This window comes from Bacillus cereus group sp. BcHK124 (assembly GCF_027712065.1).
Lineage (GTDB): Bacteria > Bacillota > Bacilli > Bacillales > Bacillaceae_G > Bacillus_A > Bacillus_A pacificus.
In genome coordinates this window covers 146,780-166,616 of record NZ_JAQFPJ010000007.1, presented here as the reverse complement: position 1 = coordinate 166,616, position 19,837 = coordinate 146,780, and the positions used below count along the sequence as shown (strand labels likewise).

The window sequence follows — 19,837 nt, the reverse complement described above, 5'->3', positions numbered from 1 at the left end:
AATGGAATTTTATACATTTTGTAGTTTTCACGGACATAAAAATATAAGGTGTTTTTTAGCGACCTATAAGTTTTTCGTAATCATTCAATACACATAATATATCGAATAAATTAACAAATGTACATACATACGCATGAAAAATGAATAAATAGGGTCATTTTTTACATTTATTTAATGATAAATTGATAGGACATTATTATTAGGGATTGTTATACATGTTATAAAAATAAAGGTGAGACATTATGATTTATAGCTAATATTCATTCGAATGTGTCAGCTAATAGTTTCTCCCAATCTTTAAAGGATAATTTATTAGTTATATGTTTTAGTGCATTAGGTACAATAATATGACAAATAAGTTCTAAGCTATTACCATCTGGATCAATAAAATAAACAGATGCATTACCTTGATGTGGACGGACAAAAGGTGCAATAGATTTATTACTCCCAAACGGAACAGCTTTAATTTGAAGTGAGTGTAACCAATTTAATGATTCTTTTAAATCCTCATATGAAACTCTAAATGCAATATGACGTAAAGAAGGATGATATTTCGTTTCACATTCAGAACCTTCCCATAACCCCAGCCAACTCATTCCTTCTTCAATCCAAAAGAATGCTGTTGATTCATCGCTCCAAGCTAATTTCAACCCTAGTTTTTCATAAAATTCAATTGAGTTTCTTAAATTGCTAACCGGTAAGTGTGCTTCGTATATTCCTTTAATCAATTTAAATCCTCCTTTATTCTTACAATTTCTTATCATTACTATAGCTGTTAAAAAAGAATATAGAATCGAGTAAAAGTATGAAAGTACATACAACTTTAGTAGTAAATAATCTTATTTCAATTAAGATTTATGCAATTAAGAAATTTGTTTATTTAAAAGGGATTTATCAAATTGAAAGATAAATAAATTGAATAGATACTTAATAAGGGGATGATATAAATGAAAGTAGTTGTAAAAGAATTACGACCATTAGAAGTGGCATTCATAAGAAGAACTGGTAGTTACTTTGAACCACAAGATCATTGGGGGAAGTTATTGAACTGGTCTATTGAAAATAAGCTTTATCCACCGGAGCAATCATTTATCGGAATCTCATTAGATAATCCTGAACTTGTTGCAAGCCATATGTGCCGACATGATGCTTGCGTGACCATACCTGAAAACTTTGAAAAAGAACAACATGAGGGTGTGCAATTTAAAAGTGTAGATGGAGGTCTATACGCTCTATACGAATTCTATGATGAACCTCATAAATTAAGTGTAGCGTATCAATACATGTACGCAGAGTGGCTACCAAATAGTGAGTATGATGCAGATTATGATAGAGATAATTTAGAGTTTTGCTTAAATAATGTTGCAGAAGATTTAGAAGGAAAGTTAAAGGTTGATTTATTTGTGCCAATTAAAAAAGTACCAATAAATATGAATGCAAATAAGTAGTATGTTTCTATCTAGCATTATCTTTACTATATTTTTTATTTGCTAATCAAACAGTAACGGAGGATACCGGCGTATTGGATGATATATTTTTAAAAGATTATTGGGTAGAGAAAACATTAAATAAACAATTAAATGAGACGAGCATATACTAATAAATGACACAATGCATAATTTATAATCGTATTTGAAGAGCACCTTAAAGTGCTCTTTTTTTATTGAAATTCATGCACTTATATAAGTTGTTCTTAATTTGAATCATCGTCCTTATATTATGTAATTTTGCATAATGTTACATAAATTGTGTATTTTCCCTTTTTTTCGACAGGAACAGCAAGTATACTTTGTACAAGCTTTCTATTTCAAAAATTATACGAGGTGAAAAAATGAAAAACAAAAAGACGTTAACTAAGGTAGCATTAACAACAGGTTTAGCTTTAACAGCAGTAGCACCATACGGAGTAGGTCATGCAGAGGAAACAGATCAACTACAAGTTCAAATTCAGGAGGAATCATTCCGTTCAGGTGAACTTACACAACCGTCACAAAAGGCACCAGAGAATGTAGTAAAAGATGCTCTGAAGGAGAAAACAGAACAAGCTCTTTCTCCAAAGCAAGTCAATGGAGAAACTGGAGTAGATTATAAAGTTCTTCAAAAACGTGGTTCATATGATGGGACTACACTTGTACGTATACAACAAACATATGAAGGAAAAGAAGTATATGGCCATCAATTAACTGCACACGTAGATCATAACGGTGTTATTAAAAGTGTTTCAGGAGATAGCGCGCAAAATTTAAAACAAGAAGAATTGAAACAACCTATCAATCTATCAAAAGATGAAGCAAAACAATATATTTATACGAAGTACGGGAACGATATCAATTTTATTACTGAGCCAGAAGTTAAGGAAGTTATTTTTGTTGATGAAAATAATGGCCAAGCTAGCAATGCGTACCAGGTTACATTTGAAGCTGCAACACCAAAATATGTTTCCGGAACATATTTAGTAAATGCACAAAATGGTGATATGTTAAAAAATATGGTACAAGAGTCTAACTTGAAAGCAAGTGAAAAACTAGTTGGAGCCTTAAAGAAAAGTAAAAAAAGCAGTCTTACATCATTAACGGGCACTGGAAAAGATGATTTAGGGATCTCTCGTTCATTTGGTATTTCTAAACAAAGTAATGGCAAATATGCTCTGGCTGATTATACAAGAGGGCAAGGAATTGAAACATATGATGTGAATTACAGAGATATTACGAAAGAAGAAAGCTATTATCCTGGTACATTAGCAACTAGTACTTCGACAACATTTAACGATCCAAAAGCAGTAAGTGCTCATTACTTAGCAACAAAAGTGTTTGATTTTTATAAAGATAAATACAATCGTAATAGCTTTGATAATAAGGGACAAAAGGTAGTTTCAGTTGTACATGCTTGGGATTCTGGAGATACGAATGATCCGAAAAATTGGCAGAATGCGTTAAGTGCTAATAATGGTAGTATGCTTGTGTATGGAGATCCTATCGTCAAAGCATATGACGTAGCTGGGCATGAATTTACACATGCTGTTACTTCTAGTGAATCTAATCTTGAATATTACGGTGAATCTGGTGCGATAAATGAGGCACTATCTGATATTATGGGAACATCTATTGAGAAATACGTAAATAATGGAAGCTTTAACTGGACGATGGGAGAACAAACTGGATCTGTCTTCCGTGATATGGAAAACCCAGCTTCTGTTCCATCTTCACTTGGAGTACCTTATCCAGATGATTACAGTGAATTTAACGATTTTAATGGATGGGATCAAGGCGGCGTTCACTTTAACTCAAGTATTATTAATAAAGTTGCATATCTCATTGCAAAAGGCGGAACTCATAATGGTGTAACTGTTAAAGGAATTGGTGAAGATAAAATGTTCGATATCTTCTATTACGCAAATACAGATGAGTTAAACATGACTTCTAATTTCAAAGAATTGAGATCAGCATGTATTCGAGTGGCAACTAATAAATATGGTGCGAATACAGCGGAAGTTCAAGCAGTACAGAAGGCATTTGATGCAGCGAAAATTAAGTAGGTTAGAAATATAGTTATTATTCATATATTATTACATTATGAAAAACAGCTAATATCCTTAAAGGACATTAGCTGTTTTTTTACGTAACTATGCATTAGTGAAAATATACTTACTTAACAATAATTAGGGAGGATATCTTTAAAAGTTACGTCAAATATGTAAGGTTTATAGTATATAAAAACAGAAAATTAATAATATATTGACCTCTTAACGGAAAGTGCTATAGAATGAAAGCGATAACAAACGATTGCTTTATAATGATTTCCCTGATCTTTTAGTATTTACAAATATATGAAGACATAAACAAACCTATTTTTTTATACATTAATGCAAACGTTTTCGTATTAAAAGATCATTGAAATACATATGTGAAATCAGCCAATATGGGGGTGAAATAAAAGAGATTTTTAGATTAATTTAAGTAGTTGTAATGTAGTACGAGCAGAATATAACGTTCATGCTATTTAAAGAAAGGGTGTATGTGGTGCAAATGATAAAAAGATTAATTAACAAATCAGTTTTATTACTTACTATAATCGTTATGTTATCATCTGTTTTCTCTTTTCAAAGTGTAAAGGCAGTTTCAAATTCGAAAACAACTGAAGTTATCATTCATTACAAAGAACAGTCTGGAAATACAAAAGACTGGAATCTTTGGATATGGGGAGAAAATGCAAATGGTAACTCATATGAATTTACTGGTGAAGATGAATTTGGAAAGTACGCAAAGATTAATATAGATGGTGACTATAATCGTGTAGGATTTATCATTCGTACAAATGAGTGGGAAAAAGATGGTAGCGATCGTTGGATTGAAAATATAAAGGACGGTCGTGCTGAAGTATGGATTCTTTCGGGTGATGAAAAAGTATATAATTCTAAGCCGTCATCGGATCTATCAATTCAAAAAGCAACTATTGATAGTTTCCATGAAATTACTGTAACGACTAATGTCCCGTTTAATATTAGAGAAAAGAAAATTGAAATGGAAGGGATTAAAATTAAGAGTATTAGTCCTTATGATAAAAACAGTGGAGATATTACGAATAAGTTTAAAATAATTACGGAGCAGAAAATTGATTTAAAACAGACATACAAAGTTAAAATCGAAAACGTAGCTGATACGAATACTGAAATCGGTAAAGTAATTCGTAGTGAGGAGTTTGATCATTCATTTTATTATGGTGGTAACGATTTAGGGAATATATATACACCACAACATACAAAGTTCCGTGTATGGGCTCCTACTTCGAGTGAAGCGAAATTAGTTACATATAAAAAATGGAACGATAAAATAGGTACTGAAATAAACATGCAACAAAGTGAAAAGGGCACTTGGAAAGCAGAACTTAAAGGGAATCAAAAAGGTCTCTATTATACGTATAAGGTAAAAATTGGTGATAAGTGGATTGAAGCCGTTGATCCGTATGCGCGTGCTGCTTCTGTAAATGGAGATAAAGGTGCGGTTGTTGATTTAGAAGAAACAAATCCGAAAAAATGGAAAGCAAACAAAAAGCCAAAATTTAAAAATCCAGAAGATGCTATTATTTATGAATTGCATGTACGTGATCTTTCTATTCAGCCCGAAAGTGGCATTAAACAGAAAGGAAAATATTTAGGTGTAACAGAAAAAGGAACAAAAGGGCCAGAAGGTGTAAAAACAGGACTTGATCATATAAAGGACCTTGGTGTTACTCACGTTCAGTTTTTACCGATATTTGATTATGCTTCAGTAAATGAAGAGAATGTAAACGAACCACAGTATAACTGGGGATATGATCCAAAAAATTTCAATGTTCCAGAGGGATCCTATTCTACAAATCCATATGAGCCAACTGTTCGAATAACAGAATTAAAGCAAATGATTCAAACACTGCATGATAATAATCTTCGTGTTGTAATGGATGTAGTGTATAACCATATGTACAGTGCTACTGAATCTAATTTTCATAAGTTAGTTCCAGGTTATTATTATCGTTACAATGAAGATGGAACATTCGCAAATGGCACTGGAGTAGGAAATGATACTGCTTCAGAACGAAAAATGATGAGGAAATTTATGATAGATTCCGTCACATATTGGGCAAAAGAATACAATTTAGATGGATTCCGTTTTGATTTAATGGGTATTCATGATTATGAAACGATGAATGAAATACGTAAAGCTGTTAATCAAATTGACCCTTCTATTATACTGCATGGAGAAGGATGGGATTTAAATACACCTCTTGCAGCTGAGCTGAAAGCAAATCAAAAAAATGCAGAGAAAATGAAAGGGATTGCTCATTTTAACGATAATATACGTGATGGATTGAAAGGTAGTGTATTTGAGGAGAAGGAAAATGGTTTTATAAATGGAAAGGAAAACATGGAAGATCGTATTAAAAAAGGCATTACGGCAGGGATTGACTACGATACAAATTCGTCGACTTATCAAGATCCAGAGCAGGTGCTAACTTATGTGGAAGCACATGATAATCATACATTATGGGATAAACTTGAGTTGACTAATCCAAGTGACAGTGAAGAAGTGCGAAAACAAATGCACAAATTGTCTTCTTCGATTTTATTAACATCACAAGGTATTCCGTTCTTACATGCGGGACAAGAGTTTATGCGCACGAAATATGGTGATCATAATAGTTACAAATCTCCAGATTCAATTAACCAGATGGATTGGCTGCGCAGAGCAACGTTTAATAATGAAGTAGATTATATGAAGGGTTTAATAGAATTACGCAAAAAGTACTCAGCTTTTCGAATGACATCTGCAGAACAAATAAAAACACATGTATCATTTATTGATGCTCCGAAAAATACTGTAGCTTATACAATAGAGGGGAATAAAAATGAATACTTTACGGTGGCTCACAATGCAAATAGAGAAGCTGTTGAAATAACACTTCCATCGAAAGGTCCTTGGAAAGTACTAGTAGACGGGAAGCAGGCAGGAAGTAAACCACTTTATGTTGTCCATGATAATAAAATTAAAGTTCCTGCGTTAAGTTCATTTGTTTTAAAGTTAAAATAGTATAATTTCACATACTGTAATTATATTACAATTTAATAAATAAAAAAGAGAAGAACTCACCAAGGTTCTTCTCTTTTTTATGTGTGATTAGGGTTTCCGTAATTGTAGACATACGAGTTTATGAATATAGCAAAAGGCAAGACGATGAACCTATTTACAAAGTGACGAGAAAATGACAAAACTGTAAGAATGCACGAATGTTTGTAAGAAAGTTCGATGTTTTCCTTTTTCTTTTTTTATTAAAGTGAAAAAGAAGAAAGCGATTTCGTAAGGTGTTGATATTTTTAGATGAGTACAATAACCAAAACGATTCATGTAATGAAGGTATATAGCAATCAGTCAAACACCTTACGAAAAAGGAGGGATTTGAAATGTCTTTTTCTCAATTCAATATTGATATTTTTCGAGCACTTAATGATTTAGGTAAACAATATTCATTCCTAAACCCGGCCATCGTATTTTTGGCAGAATATATGGTATATATTTTAGCTTTAATTATTTTAGCTTATTGGTTTACTGGGTCCAGAAAAAGTAGGATGATGGTTATTCAAGCGATGGTTGCTTTTGTAATTGCTGAAGTAATCGGGAAAATAGCAGGGAAATTCCATCTGAATTATCAACCGTTTGCAGTATTGCCTGATGTTAATAAACTTGTTGACCATGCTGTAGATAATTCATTTCCTAGTGACCATACGATTCTCTTTTTTTCAATTTGTTTTTCGTTTTGGCTTGTTCGTAAAAAACTGGATGGCTATGGCTTATACTTGCACTTTGTATAGCGATCTCTCGTATTTGAGTAGGGGTTCATTATCCTTTTGATGTTGCAGTAGGGGCTTTAATAGGGTGTATTTCAGCGGTAATTTCGTATTGGTTAGTACCGAAATTCTCTTTTATTAGGCAATTACTTACTCAATATGAAAGAGTAGAGAAACAAGTTTTACCATTCAAAAACAAATCAAAGGGGTTGTAAGTACAGTACTTTATCATCTCCATTACTATTCTCCACAAATTGAATGGACCAAAACATCCGATACAGCCAAGAAGACGAAAAGAAATAGGTAGTACGTCTAGGTAATAAAATAGCTTATTACATAGACGCATGATCTAAATACTGTCCCGTTCACATTTTAAATGTATCGTTATTGCAGAATTAAACCTACAATCATAATGAAACTAAATAGTATCATCCAACCAAACGCACAATAGCCAAAGAATCTAATCCATTTTGGTAATTGATTCATGTTAACTTTATTTGTGGGAACCCCTTGCATAAAAAACATCATTTTTTGATCTCTATCCCTATTATTTTGTTGTTCATACATAAAATCATCACCTTTCTAGAACCATTGTGTTTATAGTATATCAGTTTGAAAAAAATTATGTATAAGGGCTAGTTTGCATACGAATCATCCTTTATATTTAATCTTTAAGTACAGCCTATCACAAAAGATTTTTAAATTAATCCGAAAATTCTAAATTAAAAAATTCATCGATTACCTAAGGTGAAACCGTGTGCTTTCACATCAATTAACAAACAGAAAAAGGATTTTTGATTTAACTCTTAGAATATCATTCTATTAGGAGTTCTTTCATATGAATTGTTTTTTGATTACTTTTGATAATAACTAGGAAATATAGAAAGGTTGTGAATTTATTTGGTGGGTTATAAAGCTATGCTGTTTGATTTAGATGATACGTTACTTAATAGGGATATGGCCGTAGATACATTGTTTTTATTTGTTTTAGAAAAGTGTTATGAGGATGTTAGTGATACAGTCAAAAACAATATGCTACAGAAATTTAAAGAATATGATAAAAGGGAATACGGCATGAGTGATAAAACGATAGTTTTAGAATCATTGTTTGATGAATTTCCGCCGAAGTATAGATTACCACGCAATTACATTGAAGATTTTTGGAATGAAAAATTCCCTAAATGTTTTTCAATAGACAAAAATACTATTCATTTCTTAAATCATATAAAGAAGCACTTTAAAGTTGGAATTATAACAAATGGTTCAAGTCAGAGGCAAAGGGCTAAAATAATTAACACGAATTTAAACAATTACTTTGATACGATCATTATTTCTGAAGAAGTAGGATTTAGTAAACCGGATAAACGTATATTTGAACTAGCATTAAATAAGCTTAATGTGCAACCAGAAGATGTATTATTTATTGGAGATGACTTAGAAAAGGATATTGCTGGTCCTCAAAATGTAAATATAAAAGGGATATGGTTTAATCCTCATAGAATCACAAATAAGACTGAAATAAAACCGTATTCTGAGATTGACACTTTTGATAGTTTATTAGGTTATATTACTCCGCAATATTTTTATAATAAGTAAAAATATTGCGGAGTAATGAATTTTTATATTCTAAACAAATAATTAAGAAAGATTTCATTTACCGCATTGTAAGTAAAAACAAAGAAACACTTAAATCTCTACTTAAGGGAAGTGACTTTATAGAAACACTCATTACTGGTAAATGTTTAAGAAATAAACAAACTAAAAATACAAGTAAGGAATGTATTCTTAATCTCGCATTGCCCCCGCCTCTCGAGAAGTCATTGCTCCTTGTCCTGTTCTTACATCATTTTGAATTTCTTGTTTTACTTTTTGCGCATCAGTTGTAGCAAAATCTGATTTCATATTAGAAGCAGACTTTATAGCTTTTTTAGGATATTGCATACAAACCCTCCTCAATTTAATACTTTACAAACTTATTATTTACAAAAATACACTCTTCATCCCACGAATAATTAAACACATTTTATTTAAAGTAAAGTGGGAATTATAAAAAGAAGAGTAAGGACAAGTGACAAGGTTTTGAATATGATTACATGCAGCGGAAAAATCTATTCAATATAGATGCTTTGTACAGAAGATTACCCCATAAGGCATTTATATAAGGCAAGAAACAAGAATAAGAATAAGAAACGCTAATGATGTATTGGTGGCTACATGATATGGATGGAGACACTGGTTATTGGAAAGAGTATTTAGCGACAACATATCCTGAAGTGTTTGCATAAAAAAAACTCCAAATGGAGGCTTTTTTATTTAAGTAAAAAGTAAATTAAAGTAATAATTATATCTTCCCTTTTCACGTCACTCATGATTATATACATTCTATACAATGTAGAAGAACTGATGTTTGTGTTAAACTAAGAAATGAACAAAGGGGGAGTTTTCTTGAACCATTATAATGATACGATCCGAAATTTAGACAATATAGTTTACAAACCTAATAATTTAATGATAACGAATGTAAAAGAAGAAAAGCAAAACGCAGAATATGCAGGATGTATATTTCACTTAAATAACAAAACCATTCGTTTTAGAAAATCAAAAATTACTCCTAATAAAATTGGTCAATTTGTTTCTTTTTGGGAGAAAGATGACAATATGCAAAATCAAGCGTTTTCTTATGACGCTGCTCCTGATTTATTAGTTATCACTTGTATAGATGATAATAAACTAGGACAATTTATTTTCCCTAAAGAGATTCTTCTTAAGGAAAAAATCTTGAGAACAGAAAACCAAAAAGGCAAGATGGCTATGAGGATTTACCCTATATGGGATACTCCTGTGAGCAACCAAGCTAAAAAGAGCCAACTGTGGCAAATTCAATATTTTGTTGATTTAAGCGATCATAATAATTTACCTATAGACGAACTGTTAAATTTGTATTCGTAGCTTCTTATCTTAAGTAATCTTGTGAGTTAGACTTTTTGTACCAGTACAGTTAAACGAAATGTACATTGTTTCAGTACCCCATCAAATTTACAATCAACATATACTATTTTAACTTATACATTTTAAGGGGTGCTGACTATGACAAGTCTACAACATAAGCTGTTTACAAGATTGAATCTCGCAAAGCGTACTGAAGTGAAATTTGAGGAATTAAATACAATTCTCTTTGCATTTGCACACACTATACCATTTGAGAATTTAGATGTAATAGCACGTAATACGAATATAATTACTATGGAAAATTTACAGAATAAAATTTTAACTCGTTCCCGCGGCGGGCTTTGTTATGAGTTAAATACTCTCTTTTACTACTTTATAAAAGATTGTGGTTATGATGTACAACTCGCATTAGGTACCGTATATAAAAATGATATAAAGGCATGGGCACTTGAGGATGGACATATAACGGTTATTCTAAATTATGATAACGTACGATACGTAATTGATGTAGGTATTGCTTCATTAGTACCTCTAGTCCCGGTACCTTTTACTGGTGAGCCTATTTCTTCTAAAAATGGTACGTATAGAGTGATACGAAAAGATACGAGTAAAGAGAATTACGTTCTAGAAAGAAAAGATACGAATGGTGAGTGGAAAGTGTGTCATGCTTTTTATAATCGTATAATTGATGAAATAGTAGTGAATGATGTTCAAAAAAGAGTAATAGAAGATGAGAAATCTATTTTCAATAAGGGCCCAATTGCAGTCAAATTGACGGAATCTGGCCATGTCTCTTTAACAAATACTAGTTTAACTACAATGATTCACGGTGAAAAAACGAAACGTGAAGTTACAGAAGAGCAATATAGAGATCTTTTATATACTTTATTTGCTATTGAGTTATGATAAAACAAATAGCTAGCCGGTTCTTATAAAGAATCGGCTATTTTATTTTGATTTAAAACAATTATTAAAGTTTGATTTTCTTAATAGATATAATACACTAGAACAGTATGAAAAAGTATAAACAACGAATTTTGAATGTAAAGGAAGATCTTCATGTCAATTATCGATAAATTGAAACTTAATAAGTATACGAATATGGTTGTTATTAATGAACCAAGTGATTACGAAGTTTTTACAGGAAAAGAAACTGTATTTTCAAAAGAACACGATGCCATTTTTATTTTTGTAGAAACACTGGATGAAATGGTGAAACAAACGAATTATATTATTAGTAATGAAGAATTATTAATTGAAAAAGGATACGTATTCTTCGCATATCCGAAAAAAGGTAATTCTCGCTACAGTACGTTTATTCACCGTGACGAGATGTTTCCAGCATTAAACGTTGGAGAAGATGGATATGTGGGAGAAAGCGATATTAAATTTGCGCGAATGGTAAGTATGGATGATGTTTTTACTGTTGTAGGTTTAAAGCGTGAGAAGAAAAAAGCGACGAAAACGCCTGCAATGAGCCAATGTGTAGCTGATTATGCAGATCGAATTCAAGATGTTGAATCTTTATTAGCTAATCACCCAAATGAACTTAAGTTTTATCAAAGTTTAACACCTGGATACAAAAAAGATTGGGCACGTAATTTGTTTTCTGTAAAACAAGATAAAACACGTGAAAAACGTCTTGAGAAAATGATTGAAATTCTTTCGCAAGGATATAAAACGATTGAATTATTTCGTAAAAAGAAAAAGTAAGACTAGCAATTCACAATGATGCAACAATTAATTGCACTTGGCACATTGAAAAAAGGATTCCTTTCAGTATACTAAAGTATGTTCTTATATTTAAATAATTAGCAAAAGAGAAAAGGTGTTTGAAATGAAATCGTATATTGTAGTTGGAGCGGGTATTTTAGGAGCGTCTACTGCTTACCATCTTGCTAAGGCTGGCGCGAATGTTACTATCGTGGATCGTCAACAAGTAGGTCAAGCAACTGATGCTGCAGCAGGTATTGTCTGTCCATGGCTTTCGCAACGTCGTAATAAAGCATGGTATAAAATCGTTAAAGGCGGTGCACGTTACTATTCTTCGTTAATTCAGCAATTAGAAGATGAAGGTGAAACGGACACAGGTTATAACCGTGTAGGTGCAATTAGTTTACATACTGATGAGAAAAAACTTGATCAAATGGAAGAGCGAGCGTATAAACGTCGTGAAGATGCCCCAGAGATTGGTGAAATCACTCGCTTATCAGCTGAAGAAACAAAAAAATTATTCCCAGCATTATCAGAAGAATTTAGTTCTGTTCATATTAGTGGTGCTGCAAGAGTAAATGGAAGATTATTACGTAATGCATTAATAAGCGCTGCGAAAAAACATGGCGCAACTTTTATAAAAGGAGATGCAGTATTAGTCCGTGAAGGTAATCATATTACGGGAGTTATAGTAAACGATGCAACTATTTTAGCAGAAAAGGTTATTGTAACTGCAGGTGCATGGGCGAACGAAATCTTAAACCCTTTAGGAATTAATTTCTTAGTTACGTTCCAAAAAGGACAAATTGTTCACTTGCAAATGGAAAATACAGCAACAGAAAATATGCCAGTTGTTATGCCGCCAAATGATCAATACATTTTAACATTTGACAATGGCCATGTCGTAATTGGTGCAACACATGAGAATGATACTGGTTTCGATCACCGTGTAACGGCTGGTGGTTTAAATGAAGTATTCCATAAAGCATTAACAGTTGCACCTGGCTTAGAAGATGCTACTATGCTTGAGACGAGAGTTGGATTTAGACCGTTTACTCCAGGATTCTTACCTGTTATCGGACCGCTTCCTAACTTCGACGGTATTCTTGTTGCAAACGGATTAGGAGCTTCAGGTTTAACTGCTGGTCCATATTTAGGATCAGAACTCGCTAAATTAGCGCTAGGACAACCAATTGAATTAGATTTAAACGATTATGACGTTGCAGGCGCAATTGAATAACATCGGGTATGAAAAAAATACACTAAGCAAATTTGATAGAAAATAAGCGTTTTTTTCTTCGCGAAGAATTAGACAGTTTATGAAAAATAAAATTCTTCAAAAATAGAGGGCTGACACCATAAACCTGCATTATTCATGTAGAATTATGATGTCGGCTCTTTATTCATATGTATTTAAAGCCTATTTTCGAGAGGAGGTTAAGCAATGAGAGCACCATATCAAGTATTAATATTTCCTTATATAAAAATTGATGACTCTATTCAATATGCGATTTTCAACCGAAGTGATTATGGTTATTGGCAAGGCATAGCTGGTGGTGGAGAAGACGGTGAGATTCCTATTGAATCAGCAAAACGTGAAGCGTTTGAAGAGGCTGGTATTACAAGAGAATGTTCATATATACAATTAGATTCTGTGTCTTCACTACCAGTAGAGGATGTAGTTGGAGGGTTCCTTTGGGGAGATGACGTTTATGTAATAAAAGAATTTTCGTTTGGAGTTAAAGTCCCTACAAAAAACATCTCATTATCTAAAGAACACTTAAATTATAAATGGTTATGTTTTGAGGAAGCCGTAACGTATTTGAAGTGGGATAGCAATAAAACAGCATTGTGGGAATTAAACAAAAGACTATTAAAACAATAAAAGTGTTAGCTAACAAAGATAGTAGTGGAACAAGAATTGAACAATTAAAAAAAACAAATATAGATTTGGCATGACCAATGAACTGAGAGAACTTGCACTTAGAAAAGCCTTATACAGTTGCCTATGAAAAAATAAAAATAGTTAGAAATATTTTTTATTGTATGGTTTTTGGCTCTGAATAGCGGAATACATATTAAGTATTCAACAGTTCAAATAAAATTCGCTTAGTGTATATTTTCGTTAAAATGTGGGTAAGCCCCTTTTAGCAAAACCGGAGTGGAAACGATGAGTATAAATAGTTTTGTGGGATTGATAAAGGATGAATTATTAAAAGAGGTAATCATAAGAAGTGAGGACGAATTCGAGCCTGTAGTAGTTAAAGATATTCCTAGACTTTGGAAGTGTTTAGGGAAAGGTAATTATGCTGCAGTATTCATGCACAGAGAATTCAAAGATTGGGTAGTGAAAGTTTACGCGCGAGAAGGAGAAGGAATTGAAAAAGAGTCAGAAGTATACCGCAGAATCGGAAATCATCCTTCTTATTCAAAGCTTATATATAAAGGAGAAAATTTCATAGTATTGAAACGTTTAAAAGAAATTACCTTATACGATGCTATTCATAAGGGAATTAAAATTCCTAAGCAGGTAATCCTTGATATAAATAAAGCTTTAGAGTATGCAAGGAAACAAGGATTAACTCCTTGTGATGTTCACGGGAAAAATGTGATGATGGAAAAAGGAAGGGGATATGTAGTCGATGTATCTGATTTCTTAAAAACAAAAGAAGATAGTAAGTGGAGAGACCTAGAAAAGGCATATTTTACATTTTATTTGCCTTTCATTTATAAATTGCCTTTCCCTGTTAAAATACCGTATTTTATGTTAAACATTGTTAGACGTTCGTATAGAAAATATAAGAAACTTAAAAAGAAATTCGAATTGTAAAAAGATCACATACTTATAAGTGGACCACTAGTAAACAAAAGGACCGTACATATTAGACATTTCTAAAATGTACGGTCCTAATCTTATATATTTTTTTATTAGTTATTTCACTATCAATTCCAAAACGGGATATTTTGAATAAATGAAACCGTCAAAATAAGTGTTGATGCGGAACCAGCAGTTAATAGCATTACAAATCAATATTTTCCTGTTAAACCACCTTTTTTAAATAGAAATACGACTGATAAAATAATAACAACAGCCTTCAAACTGCCCCAATATGGATAAATAGCATGATCTGTTAGATTAGCATGCTGAAAAATGTTCTCTAATCCAAAAATCCCAATAATGACCGCTAAAAGAAAAGCAGCTTTTCCAATAGTTGTATTACGATAGAGGGTAAATAAATATAGCGCAAATATAAGTGGTAAGATGATTTGTAGTAAAAGTGTCATAAGTAGCCCCCTAGTTTATTTATAATTACATTATATACAAAAATGTAATAAAAAGGAATGCTACTTATTTGATACTAATAAGATTACTCTAATCATACTCTTCTATTAAAAAGAATATAAAGGGGTGTAAAGTTAATTGACAAAAGTTAAGGTTCATTTACGACCCATTGTTCATAACATAAATTTACCGACTGTCATAAAAACAGCAATACTTCCAGATGAATCAGTTGAAAGACTATTTATCGCAACCCAATTAGGAGAGGTTTTTTACATAGGAGATGGAGTCATAAAAACATTTTTAAATATTCGTCAACGTATTATTAAATTAGGTACATCTGAAGAAGGTGTCTCTAGTAGCGGCTATGATGAACGTGGATTGCTTGGACTTGCGTTTCATCCACAATTTTATCAAAACGGTTTATTTTATCTTCATTATTCAGTAGCTGGAACTCAAGGACCCGGTGCACTTTCTGAACAATTTAAACCGAATCCTTGTGACCCGAAAACTTTAAACTTAAAATGGCTAAATAGAGATACGCAATATGATCATATTGATACAATTGAAGAATGGATTTTACAGTCAAACGGGCAACCTCAAAAACGTAGAACATTACTTCATATAAAACGCCCATTTTTTAATCATAATGGAGTAAATACTTTAAACTTTTCTCCAGAGACGGGGAAACTTGTATTTACAAATGGAGATGGTGGGTCGGGTTATGATCCGTTTAATTTAAGCCAAGATGATTTAGAATTAGCAGGTAAAATAATTGAAATCGATGTAAGTAGAGATACATTCATAAATAATCCTCCAGTAGTTACACGCTTTAATGAACTTCCTCTATCGATACAAGAAACACTTACAGTAATTGCGAAAGGCGTCCGTAATATAACCGGTATTTCATTCCAAAGGTTTTATAATCAATATATTAAATATGCAGGTAATGTCGGACAGGATATTGTAGAGTCTATTTTTTCATTTGTTCAATATAAACCAATTCCGGTTACTGAACTTATTAAAATGCATGTAATGAGATTCACTTCTAATCAAGATGGATTTATTAATTTTGGTTGGAGAGGATGGGAAGGAGAATTACCTACTTCTTTTATACGGCACTGTGCTGATCATCCTACTTTAGATGAGAGAACAATGGTTTATTATAATGAAACAATAGAATTATCCGCAAAGCGTATGCAGCCGCTCATTAGTTATTTTCATAAAGACCCGAGACCAGATAAGTTTGGAGGAACTTCACTTACAGGCGTTCAGCCATATATGGGAACTGCAATCCAAAATTTATATGGTAGCGTTGTATTTACTGATCTTGCTAAGAAAGAAGAATCTCGGCCGCCAGTTAAAGGTGTTTTAGCATATACTAGAGCCGGTATAGATGGTAAACATACTGACTTTCATGTTATTGAAACCAATTATGATTTTGGTACGCAAGCAGCTTATTATATGAGTTTAGGAACAAATTTGGATCAAACTAGGTTATATTTAGGAGTTTACGGTTCTATGAAAGTAACTGATTTTAACAAAGGTACCATATTTGAAATTATTCCTTAAAAAGATATACACTTATAGTTTATCCCCTAAAGGTCTTCTTTATAAACGTCTATTGTATTGTGATTAATAATAAGCAGAAAGCAAATCATAAACAACTAGTGTATGAATAATATAGAAAGTGAGGAATGAGATATCTTTAGGGGGTATATTGATGAATCGGTTTGTACGTTATTGGTATCAACTTATGATAGAGAATGATACGAACTTTGTTCATAAAAGAAAATTGTCCCTAGCAAATAAGCTAGTCATTACAGCTTTAATGAGTGCTTTAGCCACCATGTTTCAAGCAGCGGGGAATTTAATTCCTGGTATAGGGTTATTCATTAGTCCTTTTGCGACATTACCCATTTTTTTGGCTATTTGCTACTCTATTCGTGAGGGAGTACTTTCTTTTATCCTTACTATTCTCTTATTATTTATTATCGAGCCAAGTGAACTAATTGTTTTCCCCTTTACTACAGGTTTATTAGGTATAGCTTTAGGGCTTTCCTTTATACAATTCAAGAGGAGAATTTGGGTTGTTTCCTTTTCTGCGATTTGTCTACTTATAGGAATTATGATAGTTCTCGATATTTTCCGTTTTCCCGTACTTGGTCCTACTATTCATACAACTATGGATATAAAAATTATTTCATCTATATTTATACTGAGCTTTCTATACTGCTGGATCTATGCAGGGCTTTGTAGCATATTGTTGAATAGAGTATATAAAGCATTGTTTTAACAATTGTATAGAATGGAGATTTAAAACATGTATAACGTTGCAATTAGGAGACCAAATTCGGATGATTTAGAGGAACTTCACTTGTTTTTCCGTATAGTTATTACGAATACATATAAAGACGAAGGATTATCACAACAATTGGATGACATAGAAAATGAAATTAACATGAAAAAGCAATATTTGAAAACAGATTTTGATAGTAACGGAGAAAAACGTTACTTTTTATTAGCAATTGACACAAATAACGATAAAATCATTGGAACAATTGAAGTTGGCCCAGCAAGTACATTGATTACTAGTTGTACAAATGGTGTACTTAAGGATTTGTATGAAATAGGAACTGTATTTATACTTCCGGATTATCAAAGAAAGGGTATCGGGAGTTTACTACTACATACAATGTTTCTTACGTTACTTAGCAGAGGAATAACAGAATTCTGTTTAGATAGTGGATACAGAAAAGCGCAAAGTATATGGACGAAGAAGTTTGGAGAGCCTAGTTATGTACTAAAAGATTATTGGGGAGAATCAAGTGATCATATGATTTGGAAGAAGAGTTTACACGATACACCTATAATATTTGAATTATAAAATGAAATATGCCTATGAACGTAGCTTTTCTTACATATGTATGCTATTATTTATCTTTATAATAAAAGAGGACGTGAATGAACTTGATTAAAATTAGTATCCCTGAAGTTGATGTTACAATTACTGAACGTAAACAAGTTATTAGAGGAGACGAGCCAAGAATTACGCCAATCAATGGTTTTATCGATTTCCACTTGTTCCCTAGAGATAAAGGCGGCATTTTTATGTTTTACAATATTAATGACGAACTACTTTTCGTAGGTAAAGCTCGTAAAATTAGACAACGTATTAAGAAGCATTTCGAAGACAATGTTTCACCAATTAAAAATCACCGTGATGAAGTATACCGCATTGATGCATGTATCGTAGAAGATCCAACAGAAAGAGAAATTTATGAAACATATATCATTAATGAATACAAAGCAAAATATAACGTTGATAAAGTATTCTATAAATAAGTAATAAAAAAACAATCCTAGCACATAGAGTGGGATTGTTTTTTATTTAAAATTAGTCCTCATATTTTTCTACTTTTTTTAAATGATTCGCAATAATAAAACAGCATACTCCTATACATATAAGTACAATTCCAATCGTTTTATGTTTTCCCAAAAAGAAAGGAATATCAGAAATAACATTTGTCATACATAACCCTACAAACACAAGGATCGGTCCTAGCCAAAGTAATACATTGCCGAATTTTGTGTGCTTCCACATAATAACCCTCCTCAATCCTCTTTACATATATATCCATAAAATGAAAGTAAATTCATAGAGAAATATAGTTTTTTTCATATCGAAAATTTAACCTTCATATATTGGTACAAGCAAACAAGAAAGGGGACCATCATGAATTGGTTAGAAGCTTTTATATTAGGGATTATACAAGGTTTAACAGAGTTTTTACCGATAAGTAGTACAGGTCATCTTTATTTAGGAAGACATTTGTTTCAATTAGATGAAGCAGGATTGTTTTTAGATACGATGCTGCATATTGGCACTTTGCTTGCAGTGTTTATTTATTACAAAAAAGAATTTATATATTTAATCAAAAATCCATTTTCAAAACTAATGCTATTACTTATTGTCGGGACGATACCTGCGGTTGTAATTGGATTGTTATTTAAAGACTTTTTTGAGGATATTTCAAAAACAGGTATTACAATTGGTTGGGAGTTTTTAGTGACAGGGTTCTTTCTCTACATGGCAGATAAACAAAAGAATGGTCGTAAAAAAATGGACGACATTACATATAAAGATGCATTTATCATCGGTTCATTTCAAGCGGTTGCTATTTTCCCTGCAATTTCTCGTTCTGGTATGACAATCGTCGCTGCATTATGGAGAAAGTTAGACCGCGAAACCGCAGCTTACTTTTCTTTTTTATTATCAACTCCAGCCATTGTCGGAGCAATCATTTTGCAATTTGTAGATGTTTTTCAAGGGAAAGCAGAATCTATTTCTAGTACATCTTTAATTGTTGGAACGTTATCAGCTGCGTTTTTCGGTTACATAGCCGTTTCGTGGATGATTCAGTATTTAAAACGTCACTCCTTAAAAATATTCGCTTATTACGTCTGGGGATTAGGTATTTTAATTTTAACGTTACAATTTACTCATGTGTTTTAATTATAATGATAAAGAAGTTAATGAGTTTAAGATCCTGTTTCATTCATATAAGGCAGGA

Annotated in this window: 20 protein-coding genes and 1 pseudogene; 16 read left to right on the top strand and 5 right to left on the bottom strand. The window is 32.2% G+C overall.

The window, feature by feature from the left end; translation table 11 throughout:
* Positions 1-260 precede the first annotated feature (260 nt).
* Positions 261-728 carry a VOC family protein gene (locus PDK19_RS13885; protein WP_049112281.1) on the bottom strand — a complete coding sequence of 156 codons (468 nt, stop codon included), beginning with the start codon at positions 726-728 and terminating at the stop codon, positions 261-263.
* Positions 729-947: 219 nt separating this feature from the next.
* Between PDK19_RS13885 and PDK19_RS13880 the strand changes: the two genes are divergently transcribed.
* The 4 genes and pseudogenes from PDK19_RS13880 (at position 948) to PDK19_RS13865 (ending at position 7,536) form a co-directional block, all read left to right on the top strand.
* On the top strand, positions 948-1,448 hold the full coding sequence (locus tag PDK19_RS13880) for an AraC family transcriptional regulator (RefSeq protein ID WP_000869972.1): 501 nt from the start codon (positions 948-950) through the stop codon (positions 1,446-1,448).
* Positions 1,449-1,831: 383 nt separating this feature from the next.
* Complete coding sequence (locus tag PDK19_RS13875; protein WP_000791434.1) at positions 1,832-3,535, top strand: M4 family metallopeptidase; 1,704 nt, start codon at positions 1,832-1,834, stop codon at positions 3,533-3,535.
* A gap of 484 nt (positions 3,536-4,019) precedes the next feature.
* Positions 4,020-6,566: a type I pullulanase gene (gene pulA, locus PDK19_RS13870; protein WP_001177926.1), complete on the top strand. Its 2,547-nt coding sequence runs from the start codon at positions 4,020-4,022 to the stop codon at positions 6,564-6,566.
* A gap of 371 nt (positions 6,567-6,937) precedes the next feature.
* Positions 6,938-7,536 (top strand): annotated as a pseudogene (locus PDK19_RS13865) (undecaprenyl-diphosphatase).
* A 169-nt stretch (positions 7,537-7,705) separates the two neighbouring features.
* On the opposite strand, the gene PDK19_RS13860 reads toward PDK19_RS13865, so the two are convergent.
* A complete protein-coding gene (locus PDK19_RS13860; RefSeq protein WP_014893663.1) occupies positions 7,706-7,888 on the bottom strand; it encodes a hypothetical protein in 183 nt (60 codons plus the stop codon).
* Positions 7,889-8,224: 336 nt separating this feature from the next.
* On the opposite strand from PDK19_RS13860, the gene PDK19_RS13855 reads away from it, so the two are divergent.
* Positions 8,225-8,917: an HAD family hydrolase gene (locus tag PDK19_RS13855; protein WP_014893664.1), complete on the top strand. Its 693-nt coding sequence runs from the start codon at positions 8,225-8,227 to the stop codon at positions 8,915-8,917.
* A gap of 189 nt (positions 8,918-9,106) precedes the next feature.
* Here PDK19_RS13855 and PDK19_RS13850 read toward each other — a convergent pair whose 3' ends face one another.
* On the bottom strand, positions 9,107-9,262 hold the full coding sequence (locus PDK19_RS13850; protein ID WP_014893665.1) for a hypothetical protein: 156 nt from the start codon (positions 9,260-9,262) through the stop codon (positions 9,107-9,109).
* A gap of 483 nt (positions 9,263-9,745) precedes the next feature.
* On the opposite strand from PDK19_RS13850, the gene PDK19_RS13845 reads away from it, so the two are divergent.
* The 6 genes from PDK19_RS13845 to PDK19_RS13820 all read left to right on the top strand — a co-directional run bounded on the left by PDK19_RS13845 (position 9,746) and on the right by PDK19_RS13820 (position 14,813).
* On the top strand, positions 9,746-10,270 hold the full coding sequence (locus PDK19_RS13845) for a MepB family protein (RefSeq protein ID WP_074615466.1): 525 nt from the start codon (positions 9,746-9,748) through the stop codon (positions 10,268-10,270).
* 138 nt (positions 10,271-10,408) lie between these two features.
* Positions 10,409-11,176 carry an arylamine N-acetyltransferase family protein gene (locus PDK19_RS13840; RefSeq protein ID WP_270707354.1) on the top strand — a complete coding sequence of 256 codons (768 nt, stop codon included), beginning with the start codon at positions 10,409-10,411 and terminating at the stop codon, positions 11,174-11,176.
* Between the two features lie 153 nt (positions 11,177-11,329).
* Entirely contained in the window at positions 11,330-11,983 is a 654-nt protein-coding gene (locus PDK19_RS13835) for a YdeI/OmpD-associated family protein (protein ID WP_000022239.1), read from the top strand.
* Positions 11,984-12,107: 124 nt separating this feature from the next.
* Positions 12,108-13,223, top strand: coding sequence for an NAD(P)/FAD-dependent oxidoreductase (locus PDK19_RS13830; protein ID WP_049111481.1), 1,116 nt, complete (start codon positions 12,108-12,110; stop codon positions 13,221-13,223).
* Positions 13,224-13,427: 204 nt separating this feature from the next.
* A complete protein-coding gene (locus PDK19_RS13825; RefSeq protein ID WP_001202581.1) occupies positions 13,428-13,868 on the top strand; it encodes an NUDIX hydrolase in 441 nt (146 codons plus the stop codon).
* Between the two features lie 285 nt (positions 13,869-14,153).
* Positions 14,154-14,813, top strand: coding sequence for a serine/threonine protein kinase (locus PDK19_RS13820; RefSeq protein WP_000026513.1), 660 nt, complete (start codon positions 14,154-14,156; stop codon positions 14,811-14,813).
* A 197-nt stretch (positions 14,814-15,010) separates the two neighbouring features.
* Here the strand turns inward: PDK19_RS13820 and PDK19_RS13815 are convergent, their stop codons facing one another.
* Complete coding sequence (locus PDK19_RS13815) at positions 15,011-15,268, bottom strand: hypothetical protein (RefSeq protein WP_000173557.1); 258 nt, start codon at positions 15,266-15,268, stop codon at positions 15,011-15,013.
* A 136-nt stretch (positions 15,269-15,404) separates the two neighbouring features.
* Between PDK19_RS13815 and PDK19_RS13810 the strand changes: the two genes are divergently transcribed.
* The 4 genes from PDK19_RS13810 (at position 15,405) to PDK19_RS13795 (ending at position 18,608) form a co-directional block, all read left to right on the top strand.
* Positions 15,405-16,835 carry a PQQ-dependent sugar dehydrogenase gene (locus PDK19_RS13810; RefSeq protein ID WP_270707351.1) on the top strand — a complete coding sequence of 477 codons (1,431 nt, stop codon included), beginning with the start codon at positions 15,405-15,407 and terminating at the stop codon, positions 16,833-16,835.
* A 151-nt stretch (positions 16,836-16,986) separates the two neighbouring features.
* Positions 16,987-17,559 (top strand): hypothetical protein, encoded by a 573-nt coding sequence (locus PDK19_RS13805; protein ID WP_001079234.1) that lies wholly within the window; start codon positions 16,987-16,989, stop codon positions 17,557-17,559.
* Between the two features lie 27 nt (positions 17,560-17,586).
* Positions 17,587-18,150 (top strand): GNAT family N-acetyltransferase, encoded by a 564-nt coding sequence (locus PDK19_RS13800; RefSeq protein ID WP_000282922.1) that lies wholly within the window; start codon positions 17,587-17,589, stop codon positions 18,148-18,150.
* Positions 18,151-18,227: 77 nt separating this feature from the next.
* Positions 18,228-18,608 carry a nucleotide excision repair endonuclease gene (locus PDK19_RS13795; RefSeq protein WP_001048949.1) on the top strand — a complete coding sequence of 127 codons (381 nt, stop codon included), beginning with the start codon at positions 18,228-18,230 and terminating at the stop codon, positions 18,606-18,608.
* 52 nt (positions 18,609-18,660) lie between these two features.
* Here PDK19_RS13795 and PDK19_RS13790 read toward each other — a convergent pair whose 3' ends face one another.
* Positions 18,661-18,867: a hypothetical protein gene (locus PDK19_RS13790; RefSeq protein ID WP_000265469.1), complete on the bottom strand. Its 207-nt coding sequence runs from the start codon at positions 18,865-18,867 to the stop codon at positions 18,661-18,663.
* Positions 18,868-18,999: 132 nt separating this feature from the next.
* Here PDK19_RS13790 and PDK19_RS13785 point away from each other — a divergent pair, with 132 nt between their 5' ends.
* Positions 19,000-19,779: an undecaprenyl-diphosphate phosphatase gene (locus PDK19_RS13785; RefSeq protein WP_049113286.1), complete on the top strand. Its 780-nt coding sequence runs from the start codon at positions 19,000-19,002 to the stop codon at positions 19,777-19,779.
* Positions 19,780-19,837: the final 58 nt, after the last annotated feature.